Here is a 26,053-nt window from a genome sequence, read left to right on the forward strand (position 1 = left end):
AAGTGGCCGTCCATCGCGCCTTGACAGGTCTGGACGGGGGTCCTAGCATGCCGCGCAACCCTTCTGGAGCGACTCTCGCTGATGCAACCCCAAGCTTTCTACCGCGCGGTGGCGGACGATTTTAGCGCCGTCGACGGCATCATCAAGAAGCAGCTGACGTCTCGAGTGCCGCTGGTATCGAAAATCGGCGATTACATCACGTCGGCCGGCGGCAAACGCCTGCGTCCTTTATTAGTGTTGCTGTGTGGCAAGGCCCTGGGTCGCGAAGGCGACGACATGCGCCTGCTGGCCGCCACCATCGAATTCCTGCACACCGCGACCTTGCTGCATGACGACGTCGTCGACATGTCCGGCATGCGCCGTGGCCGCTCGACCGCCAACGCCATGTGGGGCAATGCCCCGAGCGTGCTGGTCGGCGACTTCCTGTATTCGCGCTCGTTCGAAATGATGGTCGAACTGGGCTCGATGCCGGTGATGAAGATTTTGTCTCAAGCCACGCGGATCATCGCTGAAGGCGAAGTGTTGCAGCTGTCCAAGGTGCGAGACGCCAGCACCAGCGAAGAAACCTACATGGAAGTCATCCGCGGCAAGACCGCGATGCTCTTCGAAGCCTCGACCCACAGCGCCGCCGCGCTCGCCGGCGCGACCGCCGAGCAGAGCGAAGCCCTGCGCACGTTCGGCGATCACCTGGGTGTGGCGTTCCAGCTGGTTGATGACTTGCTCGACTACAAAGGCGACGCGGAAACCCTGGGCAAGAACGTCGGCGACGATCTGGCCGAAGGCAAACCGACCCTGCCACTGATCTACACCATGCGCGAAGGCACGGCCGAACAGGCGGCACTGGTGCGTCAGGCGATCCAGAAAGGCGGGATCGAAGACCTGGAAAGCATCCGCATCGCCGTCGAAGCGTCCGGCTCGCTGGAGTACACCGCGCAACTGGCCCGCGATTACGTGGCCCGCGCGATCAAGTGCCTCGAGGCGCTGCCGGCCAGCGAATACCGCGATGCGCTGGTGGAACTGAGCGAGTTCGCGGTCGCCCGCACGCACTGATTCATCCCCTGTGGGAGCGACGGTGCGACGATTCGACCTGCTCGCGAAAGCAATCTGCCAATCGACTCAATGTTGACTGACACAGCGCTTTCGCGAGCAGGCTCGCTCCCACAGTTGTTTCTGCGCTATGCCCTCCTCCGCGTAAAACCCTATACAATGTGCGCCCTTTAGTCCTCCTGATACCCAAGGAACCTTAGTGAGCACGTTGCCACCCTGCCCGAAATGCAATTCCGAATACACCTACGAAGACGGCACCCAAATGGTCTGCCCCGAGTGCGCCCACGAGTGGTCTGCCAGCGGCGAAGCCGAAGTGGCGGCCGATGATGCCGTGAAGAAAGATTCGGTCGGCAACGTCCTGCAGGACGGCGACACCATCACCGTGATCAAGGACCTCAAGGTCAAAGGCACGTCGCTGGTGGTCAAGGTCGGCACCAAGGTCAAGAACATCCGCCTGTGCGACGGCGATCATGACATCGACTGTAAGATCGATGGCATCGGCCCGATGAAGCTCAAATCCGAGTTCGTCAGAAAAGTCTGAGCCTTGCGTCATCCATCCTGCGCCAGCCGTGGGATGGAGCTTTGCCCTCCCCACTTCAGCTCAATGAATCCGCGCATGGCCATCAGCCAGCCATGTTGACCTGACACAACCTTTACCCGGAAAACACCACGATCCGCCAATAGGCACTTGCTATTTGATGAATAAGAATTATTCTCATTGAAACCTTTCAAGGAGATGAGACCCATGACTTATTTGATCGACGCCTGGCTGGATCGCCCACACCCGTACCTCAGAATCCTCCATCGGGAAACCGGCGAAGTCTGCGCGGTGCTTGAAGAAGAAGCCTTGCATGAGCTGCAGGATCAAGGCGATCTGGACGTCAGCAGCCTCAATTCCAGCGAGCCGCTGGTACTCAAGGAGCTGGTGCGCAATCTGTTCCTGTTCTGCTATGCCCGGGCCTTGCGCCCGACCAATGAGCTGCACAACAAGATCGAAATATGAGCGGTAGTACAAAACCTGTGGGAGCGAGCCTGCTCGCGAAGGCGGATTTGCAGTCGACGATTGAGTTGACTGACACACCGCCTTCGCAAACAGACTCGCTCCCACAGGGTTAGCCCGCCATCAAGGCAGGCTCGGTATTACAGAACGTCGAGCAACTCGACGTCAAACACCAGAACGCTGTGCGGCGGGATGCTGCCCACGCCTTGCGCGCCGTAAGCCAGTTCGCTCGGCACGTACAGGCGCCATTTGCTGCCGGCATTCATCAGTTGCAGAGCTTCGGTCCAGCCCGGGATCACGCCGCCAACCGGGAATTCTGCAGGCTGGCCGCGCTCGTAGGAGCTGTCGAACACAGTGCCGTCGATCAGGGTGCCGTGGTAGTGCGTGCGCACCTGATCTTCACGGGTCGGCTTGGCGCCTTCGCCCTGAGTCAGCACTTCGAATTGCAGGCCGGAAGCCAGGGTGGTGATGCCGTCACGCTTGGCGTTTTCGGCGAGGAAGGCCAGGCCTTCGCCAGCCGCAGCTTCAGCCTTGGCAGCTGCTTCGGCTTGCATGATTTCGCGGATAACCTTGAAGCTGGCGGACATTTCTTCCTGCCCCACACGGCTTGGTTTGCCGGCGAAAGCGTCGGTCAGACCGGCCAGGATCGCGTCCAGGCTGACACCCGGTGGCGGGTTGTCGCGCAACTGGTCGCCGAGTTGACGGCCGATACCGTAGCTGACGCGGGTTTCGTCGGTGGACAGATTTACTTCGGACATGACACTGCTCCGCTGTGCGGACGGCCACAGGACTTGCCGTGCGTGCACAGCGCGTCCCGGCGCGCCCGGAACCAAAAGGGCGAGCAGACTAGCACAGATACCCCGGACTTGGGGCCGGGCCTACAGGGCCGAGCGCCAGGCGAGCGGCACTTTCAGGCTTTCATCGAGGTCAGCGACCAGCCCGCACATTTCGTCATGGACCGAGGTGTGCACAAGGTTGAAGGGCAGCACCGGGAAAGCATGCAGCAGATCCCGCGCGTGCTCCACTGAGCGCAGCGTCAGCATATTGCCCTTGAGATCGCTCAACGGATACGCCGTCCCATGCATCCTCGCTTCCAACAGGTAAATGCCTCCTTCCATGGAGATCAGGTTCAATTCGTCGACCTTCCTGGCAACAGCAAACGCGTTCAACTCTTGCAGGTTCATGGAAGCACCTCACACCGTGGCGAATCGCACCGTTACAGGCATAGGCCGCTGCGCTTGAAAGCACAAGCCACAAACGAAACCGCCCGTCTGTTTCGCAACAGACGGGCGGTTTTTTTTGCCTTGATCGGCTGATCAGTGCTTGGTGACCTTGTCCAGGTAACCCATGGCAAACGCGGACACCACAAAAGTCATGTGAATGATCACGTACCACATCAGATGCTCGGGATCGACGTTCTTGGCATCCATGAAGATGCGCAGCAAGTGGATCGAAGAAATCGCCACGATCGACGCCGCGACTTTCATCTTCAGCGACGACGAGTCCATGGTACCCAGCCAGCTGAGCTTCTCTTTGCCTTCGTCGATGTCCAGTTGCGAGACGAAGTTCTCGTAGCCGGAAATCATCACCATCACCAGCAGACCGCCCACCAGCGCCATGTCGATCAGCGACAGCAGCACCAGAATCAGATCCGATTCAGCCATGGCGAAGACATTGGGCAGGATATGGATGATTTCCTGGAAGAACTTCAATGCCAGCGCCAGCAGACCGAGGGACAGGCCGATGTAGATCGGCGCCAGCAGCCAGCGGGTGGCGTACATTGCATTTTCGATAAAGCGTTCCATTGACTCTCACACAAGGGGCTGGAAATGGCGGCGAGTATAACAGCCCGCTGTGACAGCCAGAAACCGCCGGAAAATCCGCCACCTGCGTGTGTGTGACAAAGTTTTTCTGCTAGTGTCCAAAGCATTGACAGCCCAATGACAGTGGACAGGACGCGTGGAAATGGATGTGCGATCAGCCTTGACGACTGCCGGAATCTGCCTAGCCTTGCTCATCGGCGGTTGTTCGCCCGGCGATGAAAAGCAAGTCGCCAACCTCGACGAAAAGACCGCCACCTTCGAACAGTCACTGGACACGATCAGCGATCCGAAGCTCAAGGACGCCATCACCGAACTCGGCGGTTCGCTGCTGTTGCTCGAACGCGCCCGACTCAAGCTCGACGACATCACCCCGCACACCGAATACGGCGCCGACGCCCTCGCCGTGCTCAAGCACTACCCTACCCCGCAAGCGCTGGTCGATACCTTTATCAATGGCCTGTTCGTGCTGCACAAGGCCGCCAGCTCGGATTACCTCACCGATCTGCAGCCGGTATTCCCGTTCAACCTGAACATTCCCGGCGGTTTTCTGTTTCCGCACGGCATCGAATGGCATTCGGTGACGCTGAGCAACAAACGCGTGATCGCCTGGCAGCCGGAGTGGTCGGAAACCGATCCGGGCATTCAGCTCAGCCCGTCCAGCTCCAACGTGACCAACCCCGATGACCTGACGGTGACCTACCCGTTCATCGATGGCCTCAACGTCGACAAGAAAAGCCTGCCGCAACCGGTCAGCCTGCAAGGCCAGGTCGAAGTCATCGCGCCGCGTCGCCTGTACAGTTTCGACCTGACGCAGAAAGACGTCGGCCAGACTCGCACGAACGACAACCTCAGCGTCAAACTGCTCAAGCTGGAAAAGAACTATGCCGAGGTCGAAGTCAGCAACAGCCTGCCGCTGGCGGCAGAAGTCGCCGAAACCCGGATCAATCCGCTGATCGTCCAGGCCCGCGACGCCAGTGGCCAATACCTGGTGCGCGCCGGCTCGATCAACGAAAGCCCGGAGCAGGTCGAGTTTTACCAGAAGCAACTGAGGCAGTTACAGAAGCAGAAGAGCTGGAGCGACACCCTGGAAAAACAGCTCAGCGACGACCAGCAAGCCTTCGAGAAAGACCACCCGCGCCGCTACAACAAGGTGTATTTCCACGGCCCGATCGAGACCCTGGAAGTCAGCGTGCTCGACTTCTCCTCGGCGACGGTGACGCGCAACCCCCTGGATCTGCCGGTGCGCACCTTCAATCCGCACACCACGGCCAAAGCCGTGCAGCCGCTGGATCTGCCAGTTGTGGTGTATGACGACCTCGCCGCCAACTGGCTCAAAGGCGCGGACCTGACCGAGGAACAATTGAAGGCCGGCGTGCGCATTCATCAATCGGTGGAAGAGCCGAGCGCGGCGCGTATCGAGTTTTCCCACCGCCGCACCTTCAATGACGAATTGCTTGGCGACGAACTCAACCCCGGCGTCAGCCCGGTGACCTTCTTCACGGAAAAGCGCGGCGGCAAACTCGACGAGCCGATCGAACTGCCGCCCGAGGCGTACCAGGTCGATCCGCTGCAAGCGACGATTACTTATGATCTGAATCTGTTTCCGGAAACCCCGGCGATTGCCGTGGGTTCGATGCCGTTGTTCCTGGCCACGGTGGCCAAGCAATCCTACGACGCGCAGTCATTGCCCAAAGGCCTGGCGATCAAGGACAACACGCTGGTGGTCGACCTGAAAACCTTCCCGGCCAACGAATGGCGTTTCTTCGTCAAGGACGACAGTGGCCATTACCTCAAGCAGATTCTTTCGGTCAGCCACGACGCCAGCACCGAAGGCCCGGCGCTACTCGGCGTGCACTATTTTTACGGTCGCCCGACTCGCGTGGAAACCTATCAGCGCACCGACCTCGCCACCGTGCAATACGGCTTTGAGGTCAAGCTCGACAAGGCGCCGGTGGACCAGACAGCGCCTTAACCGTTGAGACTGCGCCCACGGCCGCCGTTGATCTGCCGTAACTGGGCTTGCAGGTGCAGGCTCCAGATCTGCGGATCATCGGCCAGTTCGTAACCATGCAAGGTCAGGCTTTCAACGATAGTGTCGAGAATCGACTCGGCCGCGACCGGGCCGTGGAACGGGCCCTGGGCTTTGATCGCGGAAGGTTGTTCGCCGGCCATGCCGGCCGCGAAAAGCAGCGTCCACATGCCATTGTCGCCGGCCAGCGGCTTGACGGCGCATTCGATCCGGGTCACCAGACCCAGGCATTGACGGGTGAGACAGAGGTTGCGCGACATGGCGGCGACCCTCGGTAAAGCCGGTATTCAGCCCCCACGGGAGGACTGGCTCGATCCAGTGATACTGTCGATATCCTTGACCTGAGAATAGAAGAAAAGTGTCCCGCGCAAGCCAAATGGAACCAGAAGGCGCCGAATGGTCATTGTGTGAATATTGGCGCCAGAGTAGTGGCACATTCCCCGAAGATCCCCGCAGAGATCAATCTGGAAAAGAATTGTGGGAGCGAGCCTGCTCGCGAAGACGATGGATCAGCCAACTCATTCGTCGACTGATACAGCGCTTCCGCGAGCAGGCTCGCTCCCACAGGGTTTATTGCAAGCCTGTCAGGCGGGTTTGGCTTCGGCGAGAGCCTCCTGCGCCAGTTCCTTCTCGGCCTCTTTCAGGTCCTCTTCGCTGATCATCTCGGCGATATCGCGCAGGCGTTCGACCACTCGGGCATTGATGCTGCCTTCGGGGAATTCGCCATCGGCGTTCGGCTCTCCGGCCGGCTCGCCCACCAGCAGGCTCAACGCCTCATCGGCCTGGCGCACCGCATACACGTGGAACTGGCCGGCGCGCACGGCGGCGAGGACTTTCTCATCGAGCATCAGCGTGGCGACGTTGGCCTGGGGAATGATCGCGCCCTGCTCGCCGGTCAGGCCGCGCGCTTCGCAGAGGCGGAAGAAGCCTTCGATCTTTTCGTTGACCCCGCCGACTGCCTGCACCTCGCCGAACTGGTTGATCGAACCGGTGATGGCAAAACATTGCTTGAGCGGGGTTTTCGACAGCGCCGAAATCAGCGTGCACGCCTCGCCCAGCGATGCGCTGTCGCCGTCGACGTAACCGTACGATTGCTCCAGCGCAATGCTCGCCGAGATCGCCAGCGGGAATTCCTGGGCGTAACGGCTGCCCAGATAACCGGTGAGAATCATCACGCCTTTGGAGTGAATCGGCTGGCCGAGGTTGACCTCACGCTCGATGTCAACGATGCCGCTGCCGCCCGGGTACACCGTGGCGGAAATCCGCGCCGGCACGCCGAACGCCGAGTCGCCGACTTCCAGCACAGTCAGCCCGTTGCATTTGCCGACTGCCGCGCCATCGGTGTCGATGAGGATGATCCCGGCGAGCATGTCGTCGAGAATCCGCGCCGAGACGCGCCCGGTGCGGGTGGCCTTGGCTTTCAGGGCGCGCTCGATATGGCCGGCGTCGGTCATTTCGTCGCCGGCCAGATGGCGAATGAAATCCGCCTCGCTGACCAGTTGGAACAGATCGCCAATGCGCGCCGACAAGCGCCCCTGATGCTCGGCCAGCCGTGCGCTGTAGGTCGCCAGCCGCGCCACCGCATCGGCGGTCAGCGGCGCCATGCCTTCTTCCGAAGTACGGGTTTTCAGGAGCTGGGCGAACTGCTCGAGGCTTTCGTCGACCATCGGGATGTCTTCGTCGAAGTCGACCAGAACGCGGAACATCTCCTGGAAGTCCGGATCGAGATCCTGCAGCGTGTAATACAGCTGCCGCGCACCGATGATGATGACTTTGACCTGCAGCGGAATGTGCTGCGGGTTCAGGGTCATGGTGGCGAAGCGGCCCATCTCGCCCAGCGGCGATTCCATTTTCAGTTTGCGCGATTGCAGGGCGCGTTTGAGCGCATCCCACACGAACGGCTCGCTGAGCATTTTTTCCGCTTCAAGAATCAGGAAACCGCCATTGGCGCGGTGCAGCGCACCCGGACGCAACTGCCGGTAAGTGGTGTAGAGCGCGCCTTGATCGGTGGTGTACTCGATGCGGCCGAACAGGTTTTCGTAGGTCGGATGCGGTTCGAACACCACCGGTGCACCGCCGCTGGCCGGATGCCCGACCACCAGGCTTGGTGCGTATTGTTCTTCCAGCAACTTGCGCGCGACGGCGTCGGTCTTGCTGTCGTCAACCAGTTGCTCGACCACGGTTTTCAGCAGATACACCTGCATCGCTTGCAGGTAACCGCAGACCCCGGCGTTCTCTGCGTACTTCTCCGACAGCGGCGCCAGCAAAGGCTGCAAGGCCAGGGTGATGGTTTCTTCGTTGAGCGAACGCAGTTGATTGTTCGACTCGCGCTTCCACTGCGGCAGGCTGGCGAGTTCTTCGTTCAGGCGCTCTTCGAGGCCGGAAATGTCATCGTGAAAACGCTCGCGCTCGGCTTCCGGCAACTGCGCGAATTCAGCTTCGTCCAGAGCCTTGCCGTCGAGCATCGGGGTGAAAGCGATATTGCTGCTGTCGCGGTACAGCGCGACGTCTTTTTCCAGGGCCAGGCGTTCGATGATGTCCAACGCCTTGTCGTAGCGCTGATTGAAGGCGCGGTCGATGGCGCTTTTTTTCTGCTGGTAGGACGGGTGTTCGAAAACTGCCGGAAAAGTCGCCAGCAGGTTGTCGATCAGGCCGTTGATGTCGCCGATGAAAGAGGCCGCCGTGCCCGATGGCAGCTCCAGTGCACGCGGTTCGCGCGGCTCATCGAAGTTGTTGACGTAGACCCAGTCCGCCGGGGTCTGCAGGCGCTTGCCTTCGGCTTTCAGGTAGCGTTTGACGAACGAGAAACGGCCGGTGCCGGGCTCGCCCATGACGAATACGTTGTAACCGGGGCGTGGCATCGCCACACCGAACTGCAAGGCTTCGACCGCGCGTTCCTGGCCGAGCACACCGCGAAAGGGCTCCAGATCATTGGTGCTAGTGAAGCTGAACTGTTCAGCGGAAAACGGACGAGTCAGCGCTTCGGGCGCAAGACGCAGGCTGGCAGCAACAGGATCAGGCATCGGGCTTCCTTAACAATCAGGCGGGGCAGGTAGCGGCATTCTGGCGCTGCCCGTGCCCCACTGGCAAGGCGCGCCACATGACAAAGCATAGACAAGCGCGCGGCCGGCCGACGCGTCCCGATAAATCAGAGGTTTATTCCAAATATTTTGCAAAAAGTCACGGAACCGCTGGAACGTGCCTAAACTCCAAACTGCGCGGCTGGAACTAATACCGGCCCACTGACACTTTCGGCTTTGTCCTCGGGCAGAGCACGAAGGGCCAGAACCCTGTCCATTGGTATGCACATAAAGAGAACAAAGCTATGAAACGGATTCTTCTCGGTACTCTCTTCACCGCTGTATCCATCAACGCAATGGCGCAAGCCCCGGGCGGCCCGGATTGCGGTTGGGGCAACATGCTGTTCGAAGGTCAGCGTGGCACCCCGGCGCACTTCCTTGCTTCCACCACCAACGGCACTTCCGGTAACGCTACCTTCGGTATGACCTCCGGCACCAACGGCTGCTCGACCAACGCGTCCCTGACTTATGGCGGCAAATCCTGGTTCGCCATGAATGGCATGATGAACGAGCTGTCCGAAGACATGGCCAAAGGCAACGGCGAAGCGCTGACCACTTATGCCGTGGTCCTGGGCGTAGCACCGGAAGATCGCGCGCACTTCGCGCAAGTGACCCACGAGCACTTCCAGCAGATCTTCAGCAAAGCTGACGTGACCGCTGAAGACGTGCATACCAACACCCTGGCAGTACTGAAATCGGACCCACGTCTGGCCAAGTACGCAACTCAGGCTTAAGCTCGACCCCGCCCGCTTCCTTCGGGAAGCGGGTTTTGTTTTTTTGGCCCGCCCCTCTTTGGGTCTTTTATTTCTTTCCTGTTCAAGTTGCCGACTATGCTCAAACGCCTTGCCTGGCTGGCGCTCTGTGTCTGCGCCCCGCTGTCCGCCGCGCCTCACATCGATCCTCAACGTTTGCAGCAACTGGCCAACGACCGCTTCTGGATTTCCCTCGGTCATTACGAAACCGCCAAGCTCGGCGGCTGGCGCAGCTATGTCAGCGACAAGAAGTTTTTTCTCGCCGCCGATGGCAACGAGCATCCGGACCGCGAACTGGCCGCCACCGTGCAGGCGCTGTACGCCCCGGCCAGCCTCGGCGAGCAACACGCACAATGCGTATACCCGGCGCGTACACGCTGGCTGAAAGCGCAGCTCAATCTCGCCGACCTGCCAGCACCCGAATGCGCCGAATACAAGCAATGGTTCAAGGACGTCTCGCCGCACAGCGCGGTGATGATTTTCCCGGCCGCCTACCTCAACAGTCCTTCGTCGATGTTCGGCCACACCCTGTTGCGCATCGATCAGGCCGATGTACAAGCCGACAAGACTTCGCTGCTCAGCTACGCGATCAACTTCGGCGCCTATATCGAAGGCTCCGACAACAGCATTCTCTACGCCTGGAAAGGCTTGATGGGCGGCTATCCGGGGCTGTTTGCGCTGGTGCCGTATCAGGAAAAACTCTCGGAATACCGCAGCCTGGAAAACCGTGACCTGTGGGAATACCGCCTCAACCTGACCCAGGAAGAAACCGCACGCATGGTCGAACATGTGTGGGAGCTCAAGCAGATCCAGTTCGACTATTTCTTCTTCGACGAAAACTGCTCTTATCGCTTGCTGGAATTGCTGCAAGTGGCGCGGCCGAGCCTGCGCCTGACCGAACAATTCCCGCTGACCGCGATCCCGACCGACACCGTCAAAGCGGTGAAAGAGGCCGGGTTGGTCGAGCACATCGAATATCGCCCGTCCCGCGAACGTGAGCTGCTCAGCCGCGCCGAGCCGTTGAGCGATGATGAACAGCAATGGGTGCTGAAAGTCAGCGCCGATCAAAAAGTCCTGCAAGAGCCAACGTTCAAAGCCCTGCCGCGCGCACGTCAGGCGCTGATCGTCGACGCCGCCTATCGTCTGGAGCGCTACCGCGCCAACGGTCAGGAGCGCGACCCGCAACGAGCGCAGCGCAGTTTCGAACTGCTGCGGGCGATCAACAAGAACCCGGCGCCGGAGCTGGAAATTCCGCAACCCGGTCTGCCCGAAGATGGCCACGAGTCCCGCACCTGGCAGGCCGGCCTCGGTACGCGCGGCGATCGCGCGTTCGGCGAATATGGCCTGCGCATGGCTTATCACGACCTCAATGACAACGCCGAAAGCTTCCCCCTCGGCGCGCAGATCGAGATCCTGCAACTGAAGCTGCGCCAGTACGAAGGCAATGACTGGCAGTTGCAGCAACTGGATCTGGCGACCATTCGCTCGCTGACACCGCGCAACGAGCTGCTGCAACCATTGTCGTGGCAAGTCACCGGTGGCCTTGAGCGGGTGCCGGGAAAGCATGACGACGAAACGCTGGTCAGCCATGTCAACGGTGGCGGCGGCGGCACGTGGCAGTTGGGCGAAGACGTGCTCGGCTTCGCGCTGGGCACGGTGCGCGTGGAACACAACAACGACTTCGCCGAGTTTGTTTCCCCGGCCGGTGGCTTCAATACCGGCGTGCTGTGGAAAAACCCGCTGGGCAATCTGAGCCTGGAAGCCAAGGGCGACTACTTCTTCAACGGCGAAGTACGCCGCAGCCTGAGCCTGAATCAGCAGTGGGAGCTGTCGCGCAACCTCGGTTTGCGCCTGAGCGCTCAACGCGAATTCAGCCAACTTGCCAGCCCGGAAACAGAAGTCATGCTTGAAGTGAAGTGGTATCACTACTGATCCCCGCACACAGCACAAACCAATGTGGGAGCGAGCCTGCTCGCGAAAACGGTGGGTCAGACAATAGTAGTGTTGCCTGACACGACGCCTTCGCGAGCAGGCTCGCTCCCACAGGGGCTTTGTGGTGTGCAATGGATTTTTCACAGGCCTTCGACAGCCGCCTCATGAATCCCCTTCTAGACTTTCCTTATGAGCCGAGTATCGGCGCGGGAGAGTGCGATGTGGCGGTGCGTGGGGTTGTTGGGTGTTGTATTGGCGCTGGGCGGTTGCCAGACCACCCATGAAGACTTGGTTGCCAAGGGTTATCCACCGGCCTTCGCCGACGGCTTCGATGACGGTTGCATCAGCGGCCGGCAAGCGGCGGGCTCGATCAGCGGCGAGTTTCGCAAGAACGTGCCGCGCTATCTCAAGGATCAGCAATACGCCGACGGCTGGGTCGACGGCTTCCGCCAATGTCAGGCGATGCTGGAAAACAGGGATCGCGAGCAATATCGTAACGAACATTGGGACGAACGCGAACGCGCCTGGCAGCAGCAGAAGGACCAGGACGTCGGGCGGGCTTATCGCTCGCAATAGGTCGTTTGCAGACATCCGTTGAAACCAAATGCCGGCAACCATGGCCCAAATCCTTTAACAGGAGGACTTCATGAGTCGCGCATTCGTCAACGAAGACAACGCCGCCGCGCAGGCCGATCAGCCGGTCGAACGTCACGTCAGCACGCAGCCCAACTACGTCACCCCGCAAGGTCTGGCGCAATTGCAGGCGAAAGTCACCGAGCTGCAAAGCCTGCACGCTGAGCAAACGGCCAAGGGCGAGCAGGCCGACAAACAACGTCTCGCCGATCTACAACGGGATCTGCGTTATTTCACTCAACGCCTGAGCAGCGCCCAAGTCGCAGTCGCTGCGACTTCCACCGACAAGGTGCAGATCGGTAGCTGGGTGACTTTTGCCGATGAACACGACACTGAACACCGCGTGCAACTGGTCGGCGAGGATCAGGCCGACGCCAGTCAGGGCCTGATCAACTGGGCCTCACCGCTGGGCCGGGCCTTGCTCGGCGCCCGGCTCAACGATGAAGTGCTGTGGCAGCGGCCTGCCGGCGATCAACTGATCGAAGTGATCCGCATCGAACCGGCTTAAACCACGCCTTGCGCCAACATCGCATCGGCGACTTTGACGAAGCCGGCAATGTTCGCGCCTTTGACGTAATTGATCTGACCGTTGTCTTGGCCGTAATGCACGCAGGCGTGGTGGATCGACTGCATGATCGCGTGCAGCTTGCTGTCCACCTCGCCCGCGGTCCACAGCAGGCGCATGGCGTTCTGCGACATTTCCAGACCACTCACGGCAACACCGCCCGCATTCGACGCCTTGCCCGGTGCGAACAGAATGCCGCCCTCGATAAAGATATCCACAGCCTCCAGCGTGGTCGGCATGTTCGCGCCTTCGGCCACACAGACGCAGCCATTGCGCAGTAGAGTGCGCGCAGCCTCGGCGTCGAGTTCGTTCTGTGTCGCGCAGGGCAGAGCGATGTCGCACGCCAACGACCATGGATGCTGGCCAGCGCGGAATTCCAGACCATGGGCGCTCGCCAGTTCGCTGATGCGCCCGCGTTTGATGTTTTTCAGTTCCAGCAGCGCCAGCCACTGTGCTTCGCTCAATCCTGCTTCGCAGTACAGCGTGCCTTCGGAGTCGGACAGGGAAATCACTTTGCCGCCCAGGTCCATCACTTTGCGCGCCGCGTACTGGGCAACGTTGCCGGAACCGGAAATCGCCACGCGCTTGCCTTCCACGCTCTGCCCGCGGCGCTTGAGCATTTCTTCGGCGAAGTACACGCAGCCGAAACCGGTGGCTTCCGGGCGAATCAGGCTGCCGCCGTAGGTCATGCCCTTGCCGGTGAGGACGCTGGTGAACTGGTTGCTCAGGCGCTTGTACTGGCCAAACAGGAAACCGATCTCCCGCGCACCGACGCCGATGTCACCGGCCGGCACGTCGACGTCGGCACCGATGTGGCGATACAGCTCGCTCATGAACGCCTGGCAGAAACGCATGACTTCAGCATCGCTCTTGCCCTTGGGATCGAAGTCCGAACCGCCCTTGCCGCCGCCCATGGGCAGGGACGTCAGCGAGTTCTTGAAGGTCTGCTCGAAGGCAAGAAATTTCAGCACGCCGAGGTTCACCGACGGATGAAAACGCAAGCCACCCTTGTACGGGCCGATGGCGCTGTTCATCTGGATACGGAAGCCGCGATTGACCTGGACCTTGCCCTGATCGTCGACCCACGACACCCGGAACACCAGCGCGCGCTCCGGCTCGCAGATACGCTCGAGAATGCCCGAAGTCAGGTAATGCGGATTAGCTTCGAGAAACGGCCAAAGACTGCGCAGGACTTCTTCGACAGCCTGGTGGAATTCGGGTTGATCCGGGTCGCGTTTTTTCAGGCGCGCAAGGAAGGATTCGACGGATTCGATCATGGGCAAAGTCTCGGCAAATTTATTGTCGTTGGAGGAGATTGGGCCGGACTGTAACAAACGAATTGCGCACAGGAACAGAGCAAAATGTCGCAGTTATGAAATTAAATGGTGCACAGGATATAAATCCGAGGGGGTTTTGATCCGTTTTTGCACCTGAGTGGGGAGCACAGATTCAAGACTTGCACCAACAGTTACACCGTCTTCGCGAGCAGGCTCGCTCCCACATTTGGAATGCGTTACCCCTGTGGGAGCGAGCCTGCTCGCGAATCGCCGCGCCTGGGTTGACTGAAAAACTCAGGCAAAAAAACGGAGCCCGAAGGCTCCGCTCTCTCATGCAACCAACCCGATATCAGGCCAGTTTCTTGTGACGTACCCGGTGTGGCTGGGCCGCTGCTTCGCCGAGGCGTTTTTTGCGGTCGGCTTCGTACTCGGTGTAGTTGCCTTCGAAGAACACCGCTTGCGAGTCGTCTTCGTACGCCAGGATGTGCGTGGCGACACGGTCAAGGAACCACCGATCGTGAGAGATCACAATGGCGGCGCCCGGGAAGTCCAGCAGGGCTTCTTCCAGCGAACGCAGGGTTTCCACGTCGAGGTCGTTGGACGGTTCGTCGAGCAGCAGGACGTTACCGCCCTCCTTCAGGGTCAGCGCCAGGTGCAGACGACCGCGCTCACCGCCGGACAGATCCTTGACGAACTTCTGCTGATCGCCGCCCTTGAAGTTGAAGCGACCGACATAAGTGCGCGACGGGATCTCATAGTTGCCGATGCGGATCTGGTCGGAACCGTCGGAAATCTGCTGGAACACGGTCTTGCTGCCGTCGAGGTCTTCGCGGCTCTGATCGACGCAGGCCAGTTGCACGGTTTCACCGATTTCGATGCTGCCCGAATCCGGGGTTTCCTTGCCCATCAGCATGCGGAACAGCGTCGATTTACCGGCACCGTTACCGCCGATCACGCCGACGATGGCGCCCTTCGGCATGGAGAACGACAGGTTGTCGATCAGCACGCGATCGCCGTAGCCCTTGGTGACGTTCTTGAATTCGATGACCTTGTCGCCCAGGCGTGGACCGGCCGGGATGTAGATCTCGTTGGTCTCGCTGCGCTTCTGGAATTCCTGCGATTGCATTTCTTCGAAGCGTTGCAGACGTGCCTTGGACTTCGACTGGCGGGCCTTGGCGCCTTTGCGCACCCATTCCAGTTCTTCTTTCATGGCTTTTTCATGAGCCGACTGCTGCTTGGATTCCTGGGCCAGACGATCGGACTTGGCTTCGAGCCAGCCCGAATAGTTGCCCTCGTAAGGAATGCCCGCGCCGCGGTCGAGTTCCAGAATCCAGCCGGCGACGTTGTCGAGGAAGTAACGGTCGTGCGTGATCGCGACCACGGTGCCCGGGAAGTCGTGGAGGAAATGCTCCAGCCATGCCACCGAATCGGCGTCCAAGTGGTTGGTCGGTTCGTCGAGCAGCAGCATGTCTGGCGCGGACAGCAGCAGACGGCACAGGGCGACGCGACGTTTTTCACCACCGGACAGGTGTTCGACCTTGGCGTCCCAGGCCGGCAGACGCAGTGCATCGGCGGCGACTTCCAGTTGGCGCTCGAGGTTGTGGCCGTCGCTGGCCTGAAGGATCGCTTCGAGCTTGGCCTGTTCAGCAGCAAGCTTGTCGAAGTCGGCATCCGGGTCGGCGTAGGCCGCGTAGACCTCGTCCAGGCGCGCTTGCGCATCCTTGATCACGCTGACCGCTTCCTCGACCACTTCACGTACGGTCTTGGCTGGGTCGAGCTGCGGCTCTTGCGGCAGGTAACCGATGTTCAGGTCCGGCATCGGACGGGCTTCGCCTTCGAACTCGGTGTCGACGCCGGCCATGATTTTCAGCAGCGTGGATTTACCCGAACCGTTGAGGCCGAGCACGCCGATCTTGGCGCCGGGGAAGAAGGACAGCGAAATGTTCTTGAGGATTTCCCGCTTCGGCGGAACAACTTTGCCCAGCCGATGCATGGTGAAGACGTATTGAGCCATGGAGAACCTTGGGTCAGTGACAGATGAATGATTGGAGCGCAGGCGATGCCTGGCCAGACTGTGCGCGTCGTTCACTTGATCGCGATCAATGCGTGCGCGCTGGAAAAAGTCTGATTGTAGGGGCTGGAACGCCCCCGGTCTAACCGGCAAAGCTACCTTAATGCTGGAAGGCAGTCCAGCCGAGAGGGGCTGGCACTTAGCCACGAGTCAAGGCATGCTAGCCGCCCTTCGGGCGTCCGGCTTATAGTGCACGTCGCGCCAGTCCAGCCAAATCGCAGGATCACAGCTTGACCAATGTCACTCCGCCAGCCTCTGTGAGCAGCACCCCACCGGCGCCCGGCTCGCCCCTGCGCGGGACATTGAAGGGGGCGCTGGCCACCCTCGTGCTGTTATTGCTCGCGTTGCTGTTCTGGCAACTGCTCGATCAATTGCGCGAAACCCAGAAAAATCAGCGCCAATACACCATCGACTACACCGCCGACCTCGCCGCTCAGGTCAGCCTGAACATGGCGCTGAACGCGCAAATCGCCCTCAATCTGCTACCGATCGTCGAACAACCGCAAACCGCCGACGAACAGCAGATGCTCCTGCGCAAGTTGCAGCGTTCGCTGCCCGATCTGCGCAGCATGGCCCTGCTCTCGCCCTCCGGCCGGATCATCAGCGACAGCGCCACCGACAGTTCCGACGCCGATTACCTGACTGAACTGGTGCGCCGCAGCCGTGCCCAGGCGCATTACTTCAGCAATGCCGATGACGGCTCGGTGGTGCATCTACTACTGCATCAGGCCAGCGGCAGCAGTCGCGGTTACTGGGCCTTGCGCCTGACGCCAACCTTCTTCGACTCGCTGACCAAACAGGACGCCACCGCCCTGCGCCCGTTGTGGCTGGTGGAAAACCGCCTCAATCACCAGATCATCAGCCGCGAAGCAGGGCTGCCCTCGACCAAGGCTGGCGGGCTGACGCCCGACGATGTCGCCAACACCGTGCTGACCGTGCCGCTGAGCAGCAGCGATTGGCAACTGCGCGGGCTGTTCGACCGCCAGCGCGTCCTTGAAGAGTTGCTGCCAGCGTTCATCGGCAAATGCCTGCTCGGCCTGGCGTTTTCGATGTTGCCGGTGATCGCGCTGCTGAACATGCGTCGGCGTCAGCGCCAGGTGCATGAAGGCCGGCGGCGTTATCAGGATATTTTCGAAGGCACCGGCGTGGCCTTGTGCGTACTCGACCTGTCCGGCCTCAAGCAGATGTTCGAGAAGGCGCAGATTCAGACCAGCGACCAGCTCAAGGCCTGGCTCGACCAACCGCAGCAGCGCCAGCAGTTGCTCGCGGAAATGCGCGTCACCGAAGTCAACCAGGTCGCCCTGCAACTGCTCGATGTGCACTCCTGCGACGATGCCTGGCAACTGCTGATCGATGGCCAGCGCCGTCCGCAGTGCGCGATCGGTCAGCAGATCCTCGACGCCGTCCTGCAGCAGCAGAAACAGCTGGAACTGGAAATCAAACTGCCCAACAGCAACGGTCGCGACCAGCATCTGTGGATGGTTTTGCGCCTGCCGAGCGAGCAGCACGACTATAAAGCGGTGATCCTCAGCATCAACGACATCACCAGCCGCAAGCTGATCGAACTGTCGCTGCTGGAGCGTGAAGGCTTCTGGTCGGACGTGGTGCGCACCGTGCCCGATCATCTGTATGTGCAGGACGTGATCAGCCAGCGGATGATTTTCAGCAACCACCACCTCGGCCAGACCCTGGGCTACAACCGCACCGAACTGCATCAGATGGGCGAGTACTTCTGGGAAATCCTCCTGCACCCGGAAGATGCCGACTATTACCATCGCTCGCGGCAGTTGCAGCGTCACGCCGGTTACAGCCAGTTGTTGCAATGCCAATTGCGCTTCCGTCATCGCGACGGCAAGTGGCGGCGCTTCGACATCCGTGAACAGGCGCTGGCGCGGGACAAGCATGATCAGGTCACGCGGATCATCGGCGTGGCCAAGGACATCACCGAACAGATCGAGGCCAGTGAATCGCTGCGTGACAGCGAGCAGCGTTACCGCATGCTCGCCGAAAGCATCAGCGACGTGATTTTCTCCACCGACAGCAAGCTCTCGCTGAACTATGTCAGCCCGTCGGTGCAGGCCGTGCTCGGTTACAACGCCGACTGGATTTTCCAGAACGGCTGGCAATCGACCATCGCCAATCCGAGCCAACTGAACGGCATTCATGTGCTGATGGACCGCGTCAGCAAAGCGCTGGACAAGCCCGAGCAACTGGCATTGCTGCGCAGTCAGGTGCAAACGCAGCTGTTCCTCTTCGATTGCCTGCGCGCCGACGGTCGCAAGATTCCGATCGAACTGCGCCTGGTGCTGGTGTGGGACGAACACGGCGCGTTCGAAGGCGTGCTCGGCGTCGGTCGCGATATCAGCCAGCAGCGCCGTGCCGAAAAAGATTTGCGCATGGCCGCCACGGTATTCGAGCACTCGACTTCGGCGATCCTGATCACCGATCCGGCCGGCTACATCGTCCAGGCCAACGAAGCGTTCAGTCGGGTCAGCGGCTACAGCGTCGGCGAAGTGCTCGACCAGTTGCCGAACATGCTCACTGTCGACGAGCAGCAGGACGCGCACTTGCGCTACGTGCTCAAGCAGTTGCACGAGCACAGCACCTGGGAAGGCGAAGTGTGGATGAAGCGCCGTAACGGCGAACATTACCCGGCGTGGGTCGGCATTACTGCCGTGCTCGACGATGAGGGCGATCTGGCCAGTTACGTGTGTTTCTTCAGCGACATCAGCGAGCGTAAGGCCAGCGAGCAGCGCATCCACCGCCTCGCCTATTACGACGCCCTCACCCACCTGCCGAACCGCACGCTGTTCCAGGATCGTCTGCACACCGCGCTGCAAGCGGCCGAACGGCAGAAGTCGTGGGTGGTGCTGATGTTCCTTGACCTCGACCGTTTCAAACCGATCAACGACTCTTTGGGCCACGCCGCCGGCGACCGCATGCTCAAGGACATGGCCACGCGCCTGCTGGCCTGCGTCGATGACGATGACACCGTGGCGCGCATGGGCGGCGACGAATTCACCTTGCTGTTGCAGCATCGCTCCAATCGCGAACTGGCGCTGAACCGGGCAATTCACGTGGCCGAGCAGATTCTCGCCAGCCTGGTGCGGCCGTTCGTGCTCGAGGGGCGCGAGTTTTTCGTCACCGCCAGTATCGGCATCGCCCTGAGTCCGCAGGACGGCAACGAACTCAGCCAGTTGATGAAAAACGCCGACACGGCGATGTATCACGCCAAGGAACGCGGCAAGAACAACTTCCAGTTCTATCAGGCCGACATGAACGCCAGTGCGCTGGAGCGTCTGGAACTGGAAAGCGATCTGCGCCATGCGCTGGAGCAGAACGAATTCGTCCTGTATTACCAGCCGCAGTTCAGTGGCGACGGCAAGCGCCTGACCGGCGCCGAAGCGCTGCTGCGCTGGCGCCATCCGCGTCGCGGGCTGGTGCCGCCGGGGGATTTCATTCCGGTGCTGGAAGAGCTCGGCCTGGTGGTGGACGTTGGCGACTGGGTCATCAGCGAGGCCTGTCGACAGCTGAAAACCTGGCACCAGCAACGGGTGCGGGTGCCGAAGGTGTCGGTGAACATTTCCGCACGGCAGTTCTCCGACGGCCAGTTGGGCACGCGAATCGCGACGATCCTGCGCGAAACCGGCCTGCCGCCGGCGTGTCTGGAGCTGGAACTGACCGAAAGCATCCTGATGCGCGAAGTCAGCGAGGCGATGCAGATTCTTGCCGGGCTGAAAAACCTCGGCCTGAGCATCGCGGTCGACGACTTCGGCACCGGTTATTCATCGCTGAACTACCTCAAGCAATTCCCGATCGACGTGCTGAAGATCGACCGTACTTTCGTCGACGGCCTGCCGTCCGGCGAGCAGGACGCGCAGATCGCCAGGGCGATCATCGCCATGGCTCACAGCCTGAATCTTGCGGTGATTGCCGAGGGTGTGGAGACCCACGAGCAACTGGACTTCCTGCGTGAGCATGGCTGCGATGAGGTGCAGGGATATCTGTTCGGCCGGCCAATGCCGGCGGGGCGGTTTGAAGCGCAGTTCTGTAACGATGCGCTGTTCATGTTCGACTGAAGATCTGCGGCGCGGCCTTCGCGAGCAGGCTCGCTCCCACATTTGAGATGCATTCCCTTGCTGCAATGCATTCTCCTGTGGGAGCGAGCCTGCTCGCGAAGGGGCCGGCAAAAGCACCGCACATCTGTCATGAACGCCACTTGTCTGCGACATGACGTCGTTTCATATGTCATCCAAAAGCGGTTGGGTTAGAATGCCCCCCTTTTCTGCCCCCGATCCTTGAGGACCGCCATGTTCAGCCGTGATTTGACTATTGCCAAGTACGACGCCGACCTTTTTGCCGCCATGGAGCAAGAAGCTCAGCGTCAGGAAGAACACATTGAGCTGATCGCTTCGGAAAACTACACCAGCCCAGCGGTGATGGAAGCTCAAGGCTCGGTCCTGACCAACAAGTACGCCGAAGGCTATCCGGGCAAGCGTTACTACGGTGGTTGCGAATACGTGGACGTGGTTGAACAACTGGCCATCGACCGCGCCAAGGAACTGTTCGGCGCCGATTACGCCAACGTTCAGCCGCACGCCGGTTCCCAGGCCAACGCCGCTGTTTACCTGGCTCTGCTGCAAGGTGGCGACACCATTCTGGGCATGAGCCTGGCCCACGGTGGTCACCTGACCCACGGCGCCAGCGTTTCCTCCTCGGGCAAGCTGTACAACGCCGTTCAATACGGTATCGATGCCAACGGCCTGATCGACTACGACGAAGTCGAGCGCCTGGCGGTCGAGCACAAGCCGAAAATGATCGTTGCCGGTTTCTCGGCCTACTCGCAGATTCTCGACTTCCCGCGCTTCCGCGAAATCGCTGACAAGGTCGGCGCTTACCTGTTCGTCGACATGGCTCACGTCGCTGGTCTGGTTGCCGCTGGTGTCTATCCGAACCCGGTGCCGTTCGCTGACGTCGTGACCACCACCACGCACAAGACCCTGCGCGGTCCACGTGGCGGTCTGATCCTGGCTCGCGCCAACGCCGAGATCGAGAAGAAGCTCAACTCCGCAGTATTCCCGGGCGCCCAGGGTGGTCCGCTGGAGCACGTGATCGCCGCCAAGGCAATCTGCTTCAAGGAAGCGCTGCAGCCAGAGTTCAAGGCTTACCAGGAACAAGTGGTGAAGAATGCTCAGGCCATGGCCGAAGTGTTCATCGCGCGCGGTTTCGACGTAGTATCCGGCGGTACCAAGAACCACCTGTTCCTGCTGTCGCTGATCAAGCAGGACATCTCCGGTAAAGACGCCGACGCCGCTCTGGGCAAAGCGTTCATCACCGTGAACAAGAACTCCGTGCCTAACGATCCACGCTCGCCGTTCGTTACCTCCGGCCTGCGCTTCGGTACTCCGGCTGTGACCACCCGCGGTTTCAAAGAGGCCGAGTGCAAAGAGCTGGCTGGCTGGATCTGCGACATCCTGGCTGACCTGAACAACGAAGCGGTGATCGACGCCGTTCGCGAGAAAGTCAAAGCCATCTGCAAGAAACTGCCGGTGTACGGCGCTTGATGCGACGTTAAACCCGCAGCATGAAAAACCGGCCAGGTAATTGGCCGGTTTTTTTTCGCCTGCAATTCACCTGTAGGAGCTGCCGAAGGCTGCGATCTTTTGATCTGGATTTTAAAAACAAGATCAAAAGATCGCAGCCTTCGGCAGCTCCTACGCGGCTTTGGCCGCTGGTCAGACCGGTCATGCCAATTTCATGCTTCCCCCTTGTATTCAGGAAAAACCCAAGCCTAGACTGCGCCTGCACTGGACATACCGGTAAGACCACAATAATTAAGTCCTGAATCCGCTGCGCCACGCGTACGGCAGCCAGGACACCGACCCAGGATTCCTCCCATGCTCAGATGGTGCTCGCGCTCAATCTTCCTTCAAGTGGTTCTCGGACTGATGCTCGGCATCGTCTGCGGGCTGACCCTTCCTGAATACTCCGCCCAGCTGAAACCGCTCGGCGATGGCTTCATCAAACTGATCAAGATGCTCATTGGCCTGATCGTGTTCTGTGTGGTGGTCAGCGGCATCAGCGGCGCGGGCGATCTGAAGAAGGTCGGACGCATCGGCCTCAAGTCGGTGATCTATTTCGAAGTGCTGACCACCATCGCTCTGGTGATCGGTCTGGTGTTCGCCTTCAGCACCGGCATTGGCAGCGGCGCGAACATTCATCTGGAGCAGCTCTCCAGCGCCGACATGGGCGACCTCGCCGAGCGCGGCCAGCACATGCACACCACCACGCAATTTCTGATGGATCTGATCCCGACCTCGGTGATCGGCGCCTTCGCTGACAACAATATTCTGCAAGTACTGCTGTTCTCGGTGCTGTTCGGCAGTGCACTGAATCTGGTCGGCGAAGCCGCTTCCGGGATTTCGCGGCTGATCAACGAACTCAGTCACGTGATCTTCCGCATCATGGGCATGATCGTCCGGCTGGCGCCGATCGGCGTGTTCGGTGCCATCGCCTTCACTACCAGCAAATACGGCCTGGACTCGCTGCAGCACCTGGGCAGTCTGGTCGGTCTGTTCTACCTGACCTGCGTCGCCTTCGTCGCGCTGATCCTCGGTCTGGTGATGCGCGTTTCCGGCCTGCGCATGTGGCCGCTGCTCAAGTACCTGCGCGAAGAACTGCTGATCGTCATGGGCACTGCCTCTTCCGACGCCGTGCTGCCACAGATCATGCGCAAGCTCGAACACCTCGGTATTGGCAGCTCGACGGTCGGTCTGGTGATCCCGACCGGGTACTCGTTCAACCTCGACGGTTTCTCGATCTACCTGACCCTGGCCATCGTGTTCATCGCCAACGCCACCGGCACGCCACTGGCGATGACCGATTTGCTGACGATTCTGCTGGTGTCGCTGATCACCTCCAAAGGCGCCCACGGCATTCCCGGTTCGGCGCTGGTGATTCTCGCCGCGACGCTGACGGCGATCCCGGCGATTCCTGTAGTCGGTCTGGTGCTGGTGTTGGCCGTGGACTGGTTCATGGGCATCGGCCGCGCGCTGACCAATCTGATCGGCAACTGCGTCGCCACCGTGGCCATCGCCCGCTGGGAAAAGGACATCGATGTACAGCGCGCGAACAAGGTGCTCAACGGCGAACAGGGCTATAACTTTCAACCGCGAAAAACCGTCGCTCAGGCGGCGGCGAAAGAATTCTGAATGAGTGCCGTGCCTGCCAATGCGCAGGCACGGCGCAGGGAGCCAATACGTGATTACAACTTCAACCGTCGTCAACTCAGTGGTGGAAAAACTCCGCGCCGCGTTGGCCCGTGGCCAATGGCGCTCCGGCGACATGCTGCCGGGCCAGCGCGAACTGGCCGAACAGCTGGGCATCAGCCGACCGAGCCTGCGCGAAGCGGTGATTGTCCTCGAAACACTCGGCCTGGTGCGCTCGATGCCGGGCAAAGGCGTAGTCGTCCTTGATGCGCAACTCAGCGACAGCCAGAGCCACGACAGCGCGGTGGCCGGCGCCAGTCTCGAAGACGTGCTGCAACTGCGCTACACCCTTGAGCCGTTCATCGTTGGCCTGGTCGCGCAATCGATCAGCAGCAAGGAAGTCGGCCAGTTGCGCCTGACCCTGATGGACATGCGCGAAGCCCTCGAGGCCGGTGACAGTGAGGCCGGAGTCAGTGCCTACATCGCTTTCCACGAAGAACTGTTCACGCTGACCTCGAATCCGATTTTCCAGAGCGTGGTGCAGCAGACCAGTAACGCGCTCAAGCAAAGCGCCGAAGTGTTGCGCAATTCCCCGGAACATCTGGCCGAACGCCTGGAAGAAAACGAAGCCGTAGTCCGCGCGATCCGCAGCAAGAACAGCGCTCAGGCCAGCGCCGAAATGCGCCGGCACATTCTGCGCGAAGGTCAGCGCATGGGCATCGAGCTGAATATTCCGGATGACAACCTGCCCACCTGATTTGCCAGGAGAACGGCCATGAACAGTTTCGCTTCAGCGACCCACGCGCAATCGACCGCCCTGCCCGTCTCTCGCTTGGGCACGCCGATGGAAGATCTGTATCCGCGAATGTTCGACGCGATTCTCGAACAGCGTATCGATGAAGGCAGCCGGTTCACCGAGGACAGTCTGCAAGCGATGTTCGGCGCCGGCCGCGCCGATGTACGACGGGTGCTGACGCAGTTGTCCCACGAGCAGATCGTGGTATTGCGCGCCAATCATCGACCACGAGTGGCCGCGCCTGATCGGGAGCTGATCCGGCAGACCTTGCATGCGCGCCGGCTGGCTGAAAACACCTTGGTGCGGTTGGCCTGTCAGCGTCCGCAGCCAGACGATCTGAAATGTTTGCGCACGTTGATAGAGCGCGAGAAGGGCGCCATCGAGCAGGCTCGGCGCGGGGCAGCGATTCGGTTATCGGGGGAGTTTCATTTGCAGTTGGCACGGATGGCGGGAAATCTGCCGCTGGCGCATTTTCTGCGCAGCCTTGTGCCGTTGACGTCGCTGGCGATTGCGCGGAGTCAGAGCCCGACGCGCAGTTGTTGCGCATGGCAGGAGCATTTGGCGTTGGTTGAGATTGTGGAGCGAGGTGATGTTTCCAAGGCCGGGAGGCTGATGGATCGGCATCTGGATCGTCTTGAGCAGACGCTGCTCGGTTCTGACCATGGGCATTGTGCTGTCGGCTAGATCGCCTTCGCGAGCAGGCTCGCTCCCACAAAAGACCGCATTCTGTCAGGAGGAATGCAATCCACTGTGGGAGCGAGCCTGCTCGCGAAGAGGCCCTTTGAGCTGTTGAAATATCAGGATTGTTGCGCCGCTACCCTGGCAAACCCCGCCCGAATCTTCTCTTCCGGCAAGTCATCGGAAATAAACACGATCACACTCTCGCGCGCCTCGCCCTCGGCCCATTCGGTGTCCCAGTCGAAGCCATAGAGTCTCAGCACGCCCTGAAATACCAGGCGCCGATCTTCGCCGGCAATGTTCAGCACGCCTTTGTAGCGCAGCAATTGCTTGCCGTGCTCTTCCAGCAACTCGTTCATGAACTCGCTGAGCTGATCGATATCCAGCGCCTGATCGGTGCGCAGCACCAGGCTGAAGATGCGATCGATCGACGGCGCCTTGCTCACCGGGCGCAGGCTCAAACCGCCGCCGAGGTCAGCATTGAGGTTGAAGCCACGCACATCCAGCAATTCGGCCAGATCGATGTTGCCATGCTCGACCACGCGGATCGGCGCGCGGCGGTTGATTCGCGTAAGGCGTTCGCTCAGCGCGGTGAACGTCGCCTCATCGACCAGGTCGGTCTTGCTCACCAGCAAGCGATCGGCGAAACCAATCTGCGCCTGGGCGATGGTCTGCGTCAGGTGCACGTCGGCGTGGGCGGCGTCGACCAGGGTGATGATGCCGTCGAGCAGGTAACGCTCGCGCAGCTCTTCATCGATGAAAAAGGTCTGCGCCACCGGCGCCGGATCGGCAAGGCCAGTGCACTCGATCACCAGACGGTCGAAGGCGATCTCGCCGCTGTCCAGGCGCTCGAGCAGCAAATACAGCGCCTTGGTCAAGTCGGTGTGAATGGTGCAGCAGACGCAGCCGTTGGCCAGAGTCATGACTTGCACCGGCTCGTCACCCAGCAACTGAGTGTCGATGCCGGCGTCGCTGAATTCGTTTTCGATCACGGCGATTTTCAGGCCGTGCTCGGCCTTCAATAAATGACGCAGCAAGGTGGTCTTGCCGGCGCCGAGGAAACCGCTGAGAACCGTTACCGGAATGGGAGAAGACAAAAACCGATCTCCTGAAAAGAGCACAAAAACAAATGTGGGAGCGAGCCTGCTCGCGAAAGCGGTGT

General features: G+C 60.4%; 22 protein-coding genes. 13 read left to right on the plus strand and 9 right to left on the minus strand.

What is annotated here, in order from left to right; genetic code table 11:
• The first annotated feature begins 81 nt into the window (after positions 1–81).
• The 3 genes from HU724_RS24280 to HU724_RS24290 all read left to right on the plus strand — a co-directional run bounded on the left by HU724_RS24280 (position 82) and on the right by HU724_RS24290 (position 2,050).
• Positions 82–1,050: a polyprenyl synthetase family protein gene (locus tag HU724_RS24280; protein WP_016773120.1), complete on the plus strand. Its 969-nt coding sequence runs from the start codon at positions 82–84 to the stop codon at positions 1,048–1,050.
• 196 nt (positions 1,051–1,246) lie between these two features.
• On the plus strand, positions 1,247–1,588 hold the full coding sequence (locus tag HU724_RS24285; protein ID WP_186569383.1) for a zinc ribbon domain-containing protein YjdM: 342 nt from the start codon (positions 1,247–1,249) through the stop codon (positions 1,586–1,588).
• A 204-nt stretch (positions 1,589–1,792) separates the two neighbouring features.
• Positions 1,793–2,050, plus strand: coding sequence for a PA4570 family protein (locus HU724_RS24290; RefSeq protein WP_016773118.1), 258 nt, complete (start codon positions 1,793–1,795; stop codon positions 2,048–2,050).
• A gap of 137 nt (positions 2,051–2,187) precedes the next feature.
• Here HU724_RS24290 and bamJ read toward each other — a convergent pair whose 3' ends face one another.
• The 3 genes from bamJ to HU724_RS24305 form a co-directional block, all read right to left on the minus strand.
• Complete coding sequence (gene bamJ, locus HU724_RS24295) at positions 2,188–2,805, minus strand: BamJ family beta-barrel-assembly machinery protein (protein WP_186569384.1); 618 nt, start codon at positions 2,803–2,805, stop codon at positions 2,188–2,190.
• A gap of 120 nt (positions 2,806–2,925) precedes the next feature.
• On the minus strand, positions 2,926–3,231 hold the full coding sequence (locus HU724_RS24300; protein WP_024014365.1) for a DUF6482 family protein: 306 nt from the start codon (positions 3,229–3,231) through the stop codon (positions 2,926–2,928).
• A gap of 132 nt (positions 3,232–3,363) precedes the next feature.
• Complete coding sequence (locus HU724_RS24305; RefSeq protein WP_016773116.1) at positions 3,364–3,852, minus strand: TIGR00645 family protein; 489 nt, start codon at positions 3,850–3,852, stop codon at positions 3,364–3,366.
• A 160-nt stretch (positions 3,853–4,012) separates the two neighbouring features.
• On the opposite strand from HU724_RS24305, the gene HU724_RS24310 reads away from it, so the two are divergent.
• Complete coding sequence (locus HU724_RS24310; protein ID WP_186569385.1) at positions 4,013–5,842, plus strand: hypothetical protein; 1,830 nt, start codon at positions 4,013–4,015, stop codon at positions 5,840–5,842.
• Here HU724_RS24310 and HU724_RS24315 read toward each other — a convergent pair.
• Both HU724_RS24315 and HU724_RS24320 read right to left on the minus strand, forming a co-directional pair.
• On the minus strand, positions 5,839–6,159 hold the full coding sequence (locus tag HU724_RS24315; RefSeq protein ID WP_016773114.1) for a PA4575 family protein: 321 nt from the start codon (positions 6,157–6,159) through the stop codon (positions 5,839–5,841). The genes HU724_RS24310 and HU724_RS24315 overlap by 4 nt on opposite strands.
• Positions 6,160–6,483: 324 nt before the next feature.
• A complete protein-coding gene (locus tag HU724_RS24320) occupies positions 6,484–8,922 on the minus strand; it encodes a Lon protease family protein (RefSeq protein ID WP_024014367.1) in 2,439 nt (812 codons plus the stop codon).
• Positions 8,923–9,224: 302 nt separating this feature from the next.
• On the opposite strand from HU724_RS24320, the gene HU724_RS24325 reads away from it, so the two are divergent.
• The 4 genes from HU724_RS24325 (at position 9,225) to HU724_RS24340 (ending at position 12,804) form a co-directional block, all read left to right on the plus strand.
• A complete protein-coding gene (locus tag HU724_RS24325; RefSeq protein WP_016773112.1) occupies positions 9,225–9,713 on the plus strand; it encodes a DUF3015 domain-containing protein in 489 nt (162 codons plus the stop codon).
• 96 nt (positions 9,714–9,809) lie between these two features.
• Positions 9,810–11,663: an Lnb N-terminal periplasmic domain-containing protein gene (locus HU724_RS24330; RefSeq protein ID WP_186569386.1), complete on the plus strand. Its 1,854-nt coding sequence runs from the start codon at positions 9,810–9,812 to the stop codon at positions 11,661–11,663.
• A gap of 219 nt (positions 11,664–11,882) precedes the next feature.
• Positions 11,883–12,239, plus strand: a complete 357-nt coding sequence (locus HU724_RS24335) for a hypothetical protein (RefSeq protein WP_186569387.1) — start codon at positions 11,883–11,885, stop codon at positions 12,237–12,239.
• A gap of 70 nt (positions 12,240–12,309) precedes the next feature.
• Positions 12,310–12,804, plus strand: coding sequence for a GreA/GreB family elongation factor (locus tag HU724_RS24340; protein ID WP_186569388.1), 495 nt, complete (start codon positions 12,310–12,312; stop codon positions 12,802–12,804).
• Here HU724_RS24340 and gdhA read toward each other — a convergent pair.
• A complete protein-coding gene (gene gdhA / locus HU724_RS24345) occupies positions 12,801–14,138 on the minus strand; it encodes an NADP-specific glutamate dehydrogenase (protein WP_186569389.1) in 1,338 nt (445 codons plus the stop codon). The two genes, HU724_RS24340 and gdhA, sit on opposite strands and share 4 nt — an antisense overlap.
• A gap of 349 nt (positions 14,139–14,487) precedes the next feature.
• Positions 14,488–16,152 (minus strand): energy-dependent translational throttle protein EttA, encoded by a 1,665-nt coding sequence (gene ettA / locus HU724_RS24350; protein ID WP_016773108.1) that lies wholly within the window; start codon positions 16,150–16,152, stop codon positions 14,488–14,490.
• A gap of 287 nt (positions 16,153–16,439) precedes the next feature.
• Here ettA and morA point away from each other — a divergent pair, with 287 nt between their 5' ends.
• Together morA and glyA are read left to right on the plus strand one after the other, a co-directional pair.
• The gene (gene morA, locus HU724_RS24355) at positions 16,440–20,288 is read left to right on the plus strand and encodes a cyclic di-GMP receptor MorA (protein ID WP_186569390.1); all 3,849 of its coding nucleotides are present in this window, start codon (positions 16,440–16,442) and stop codon (positions 20,286–20,288) included.
• 231 nt (positions 20,289–20,519) lie between these two features.
• The gene (gene glyA / locus HU724_RS24360) at positions 20,520–21,773 is read left to right on the plus strand and encodes a serine hydroxymethyltransferase (protein WP_186569391.1); all 1,254 of its coding nucleotides are present in this window, start codon (positions 20,520–20,522) and stop codon (positions 21,771–21,773) included.
• A 7-nt stretch (positions 21,774–21,780) separates the two neighbouring features.
• Here the strand turns inward: glyA and HU724_RS24365 are convergent, their stop codons facing one another.
• Complete coding sequence (locus HU724_RS24365) at positions 21,781–21,957, minus strand: hypothetical protein (RefSeq protein ID WP_186569401.1); 177 nt, start codon at positions 21,955–21,957, stop codon at positions 21,781–21,783.
• A gap of 149 nt (positions 21,958–22,106) precedes the next feature.
• On the opposite strand from HU724_RS24365, the gene HU724_RS24370 reads away from it, so the two are divergent.
• The 3 genes from HU724_RS24370 to HU724_RS24380 are packed head-to-tail and all read left to right on the plus strand — an operon-like array spanning position 22,107 to position 24,897.
• Complete coding sequence (locus tag HU724_RS24370; RefSeq protein ID WP_110603140.1) at positions 22,107–23,420, plus strand: C4-dicarboxylate transporter DctA; 1,314 nt, start codon at positions 22,107–22,109, stop codon at positions 23,418–23,420.
• 49 nt (positions 23,421–23,469) lie between these two features.
• Entirely contained in the window at positions 23,470–24,174 is a 705-nt protein-coding gene (locus HU724_RS24375; RefSeq protein WP_133339103.1) for a FadR/GntR family transcriptional regulator, read from the plus strand.
• A gap of 18 nt (positions 24,175–24,192) precedes the next feature.
• Positions 24,193–24,897, plus strand: a complete 705-nt coding sequence (locus HU724_RS24380; protein WP_186569392.1) for a GntR family transcriptional regulator — start codon at positions 24,193–24,195, stop codon at positions 24,895–24,897.
• A 113-nt stretch (positions 24,898–25,010) separates the two neighbouring features.
• Here HU724_RS24380 and yjiA read toward each other — a convergent pair whose 3' ends face one another.
• Positions 25,011–25,988: a GTPase gene (gene yjiA, locus HU724_RS24385; protein ID WP_186569393.1), complete on the minus strand. Its 978-nt coding sequence runs from the start codon at positions 25,986–25,988 to the stop codon at positions 25,011–25,013.
• Positions 25,989–26,053: the final 65 nt, after the last annotated feature.

Source organism: Pseudomonas iranensis, from assembly GCF_014268585.2.
GTDB classification, from domain to species: domain Bacteria; phylum Pseudomonadota; class Gammaproteobacteria; order Pseudomonadales; family Pseudomonadaceae; genus Aquipseudomonas; species Aquipseudomonas iranensis.

Excerpts from the sequence above, each read along its gene's own strand:
- HU724_RS24280 (WP_016773120.1), top strand. The coding sequence starts at position 82 with ATGCAACCCCAAGCTTTCTACCGCGCGGTGGCGGACGATTTTAGCGCC.
- HU724_RS24290 (WP_016773118.1), top strand. The coding sequence starts at position 1,793 with ATGACTTATTTGATCGACGCCTGGCTGGATCGCCCACACCCGTACCTC.
- bamJ (WP_186569384.1), bottom strand. The coding sequence starts at position 2,805 with ATGTCCGAAGTAAATCTGTCCACCGACGAAACCCGCGTCAGCTACGGT.
- HU724_RS24300 (WP_024014365.1), bottom strand. The coding sequence starts at position 3,231 with ATGAACCTGCAAGAGTTGAACGCGTTTGCTGTTGCCAGGAAGGTCGAC.
- HU724_RS24305 (WP_016773116.1), bottom strand. The coding sequence starts at position 3,852 with ATGGAACGCTTTATCGAAAATGCAATGTACGCCACCCGCTGGCTGCTG.
- HU724_RS24310 (WP_186569385.1), top strand. The coding sequence starts at position 4,013 with ATGGATGTGCGATCAGCCTTGACGACTGCCGGAATCTGCCTAGCCTTG.
- HU724_RS24315 (WP_016773114.1), bottom strand. The coding sequence starts at position 6,159 with ATGTCGCGCAACCTCTGTCTCACCCGTCAATGCCTGGGTCTGGTGACC.
- HU724_RS24320 (WP_024014367.1), bottom strand. The coding sequence starts at position 8,922 with ATGCCTGATCCTGTTGCTGCCAGCCTGCGTCTTGCGCCCGAAGCGCTG.
- HU724_RS24325 (WP_016773112.1), top strand. The coding sequence starts at position 9,225 with ATGAAACGGATTCTTCTCGGTACTCTCTTCACCGCTGTATCCATCAAC.
- HU724_RS24330 (WP_186569386.1), top strand. The coding sequence starts at position 9,810 with ATGCTCAAACGCCTTGCCTGGCTGGCGCTCTGTGTCTGCGCCCCGCTG.
- HU724_RS24335 (WP_186569387.1), top strand. The coding sequence starts at position 11,883 with ATGTGGCGGTGCGTGGGGTTGTTGGGTGTTGTATTGGCGCTGGGCGGT.
- HU724_RS24340 (WP_186569388.1), top strand. The coding sequence starts at position 12,310 with ATGAGTCGCGCATTCGTCAACGAAGACAACGCCGCCGCGCAGGCCGAT.
- gdhA (WP_186569389.1), bottom strand. The coding sequence starts at position 14,138 with ATGATCGAATCCGTCGAATCCTTCCTTGCGCGCCTGAAAAAACGCGAC.
- ettA (WP_016773108.1), bottom strand. The coding sequence starts at position 16,152 with ATGGCTCAATACGTCTTCACCATGCATCGGCTGGGCAAAGTTGTTCCG.
- glyA (WP_186569391.1), top strand. The coding sequence starts at position 20,520 with ATGTTCAGCCGTGATTTGACTATTGCCAAGTACGACGCCGACCTTTTT.
- HU724_RS24365 (WP_186569401.1), bottom strand. The coding sequence starts at position 21,957 with ATGACCGGTCTGACCAGCGGCCAAAGCCGCGTAGGAGCTGCCGAAGGC.
- HU724_RS24370 (WP_110603140.1), top strand. The coding sequence starts at position 22,107 with ATGCTCAGATGGTGCTCGCGCTCAATCTTCCTTCAAGTGGTTCTCGGA.
- HU724_RS24380 (WP_186569392.1), top strand. The coding sequence starts at position 24,193 with ATGAACAGTTTCGCTTCAGCGACCCACGCGCAATCGACCGCCCTGCCC.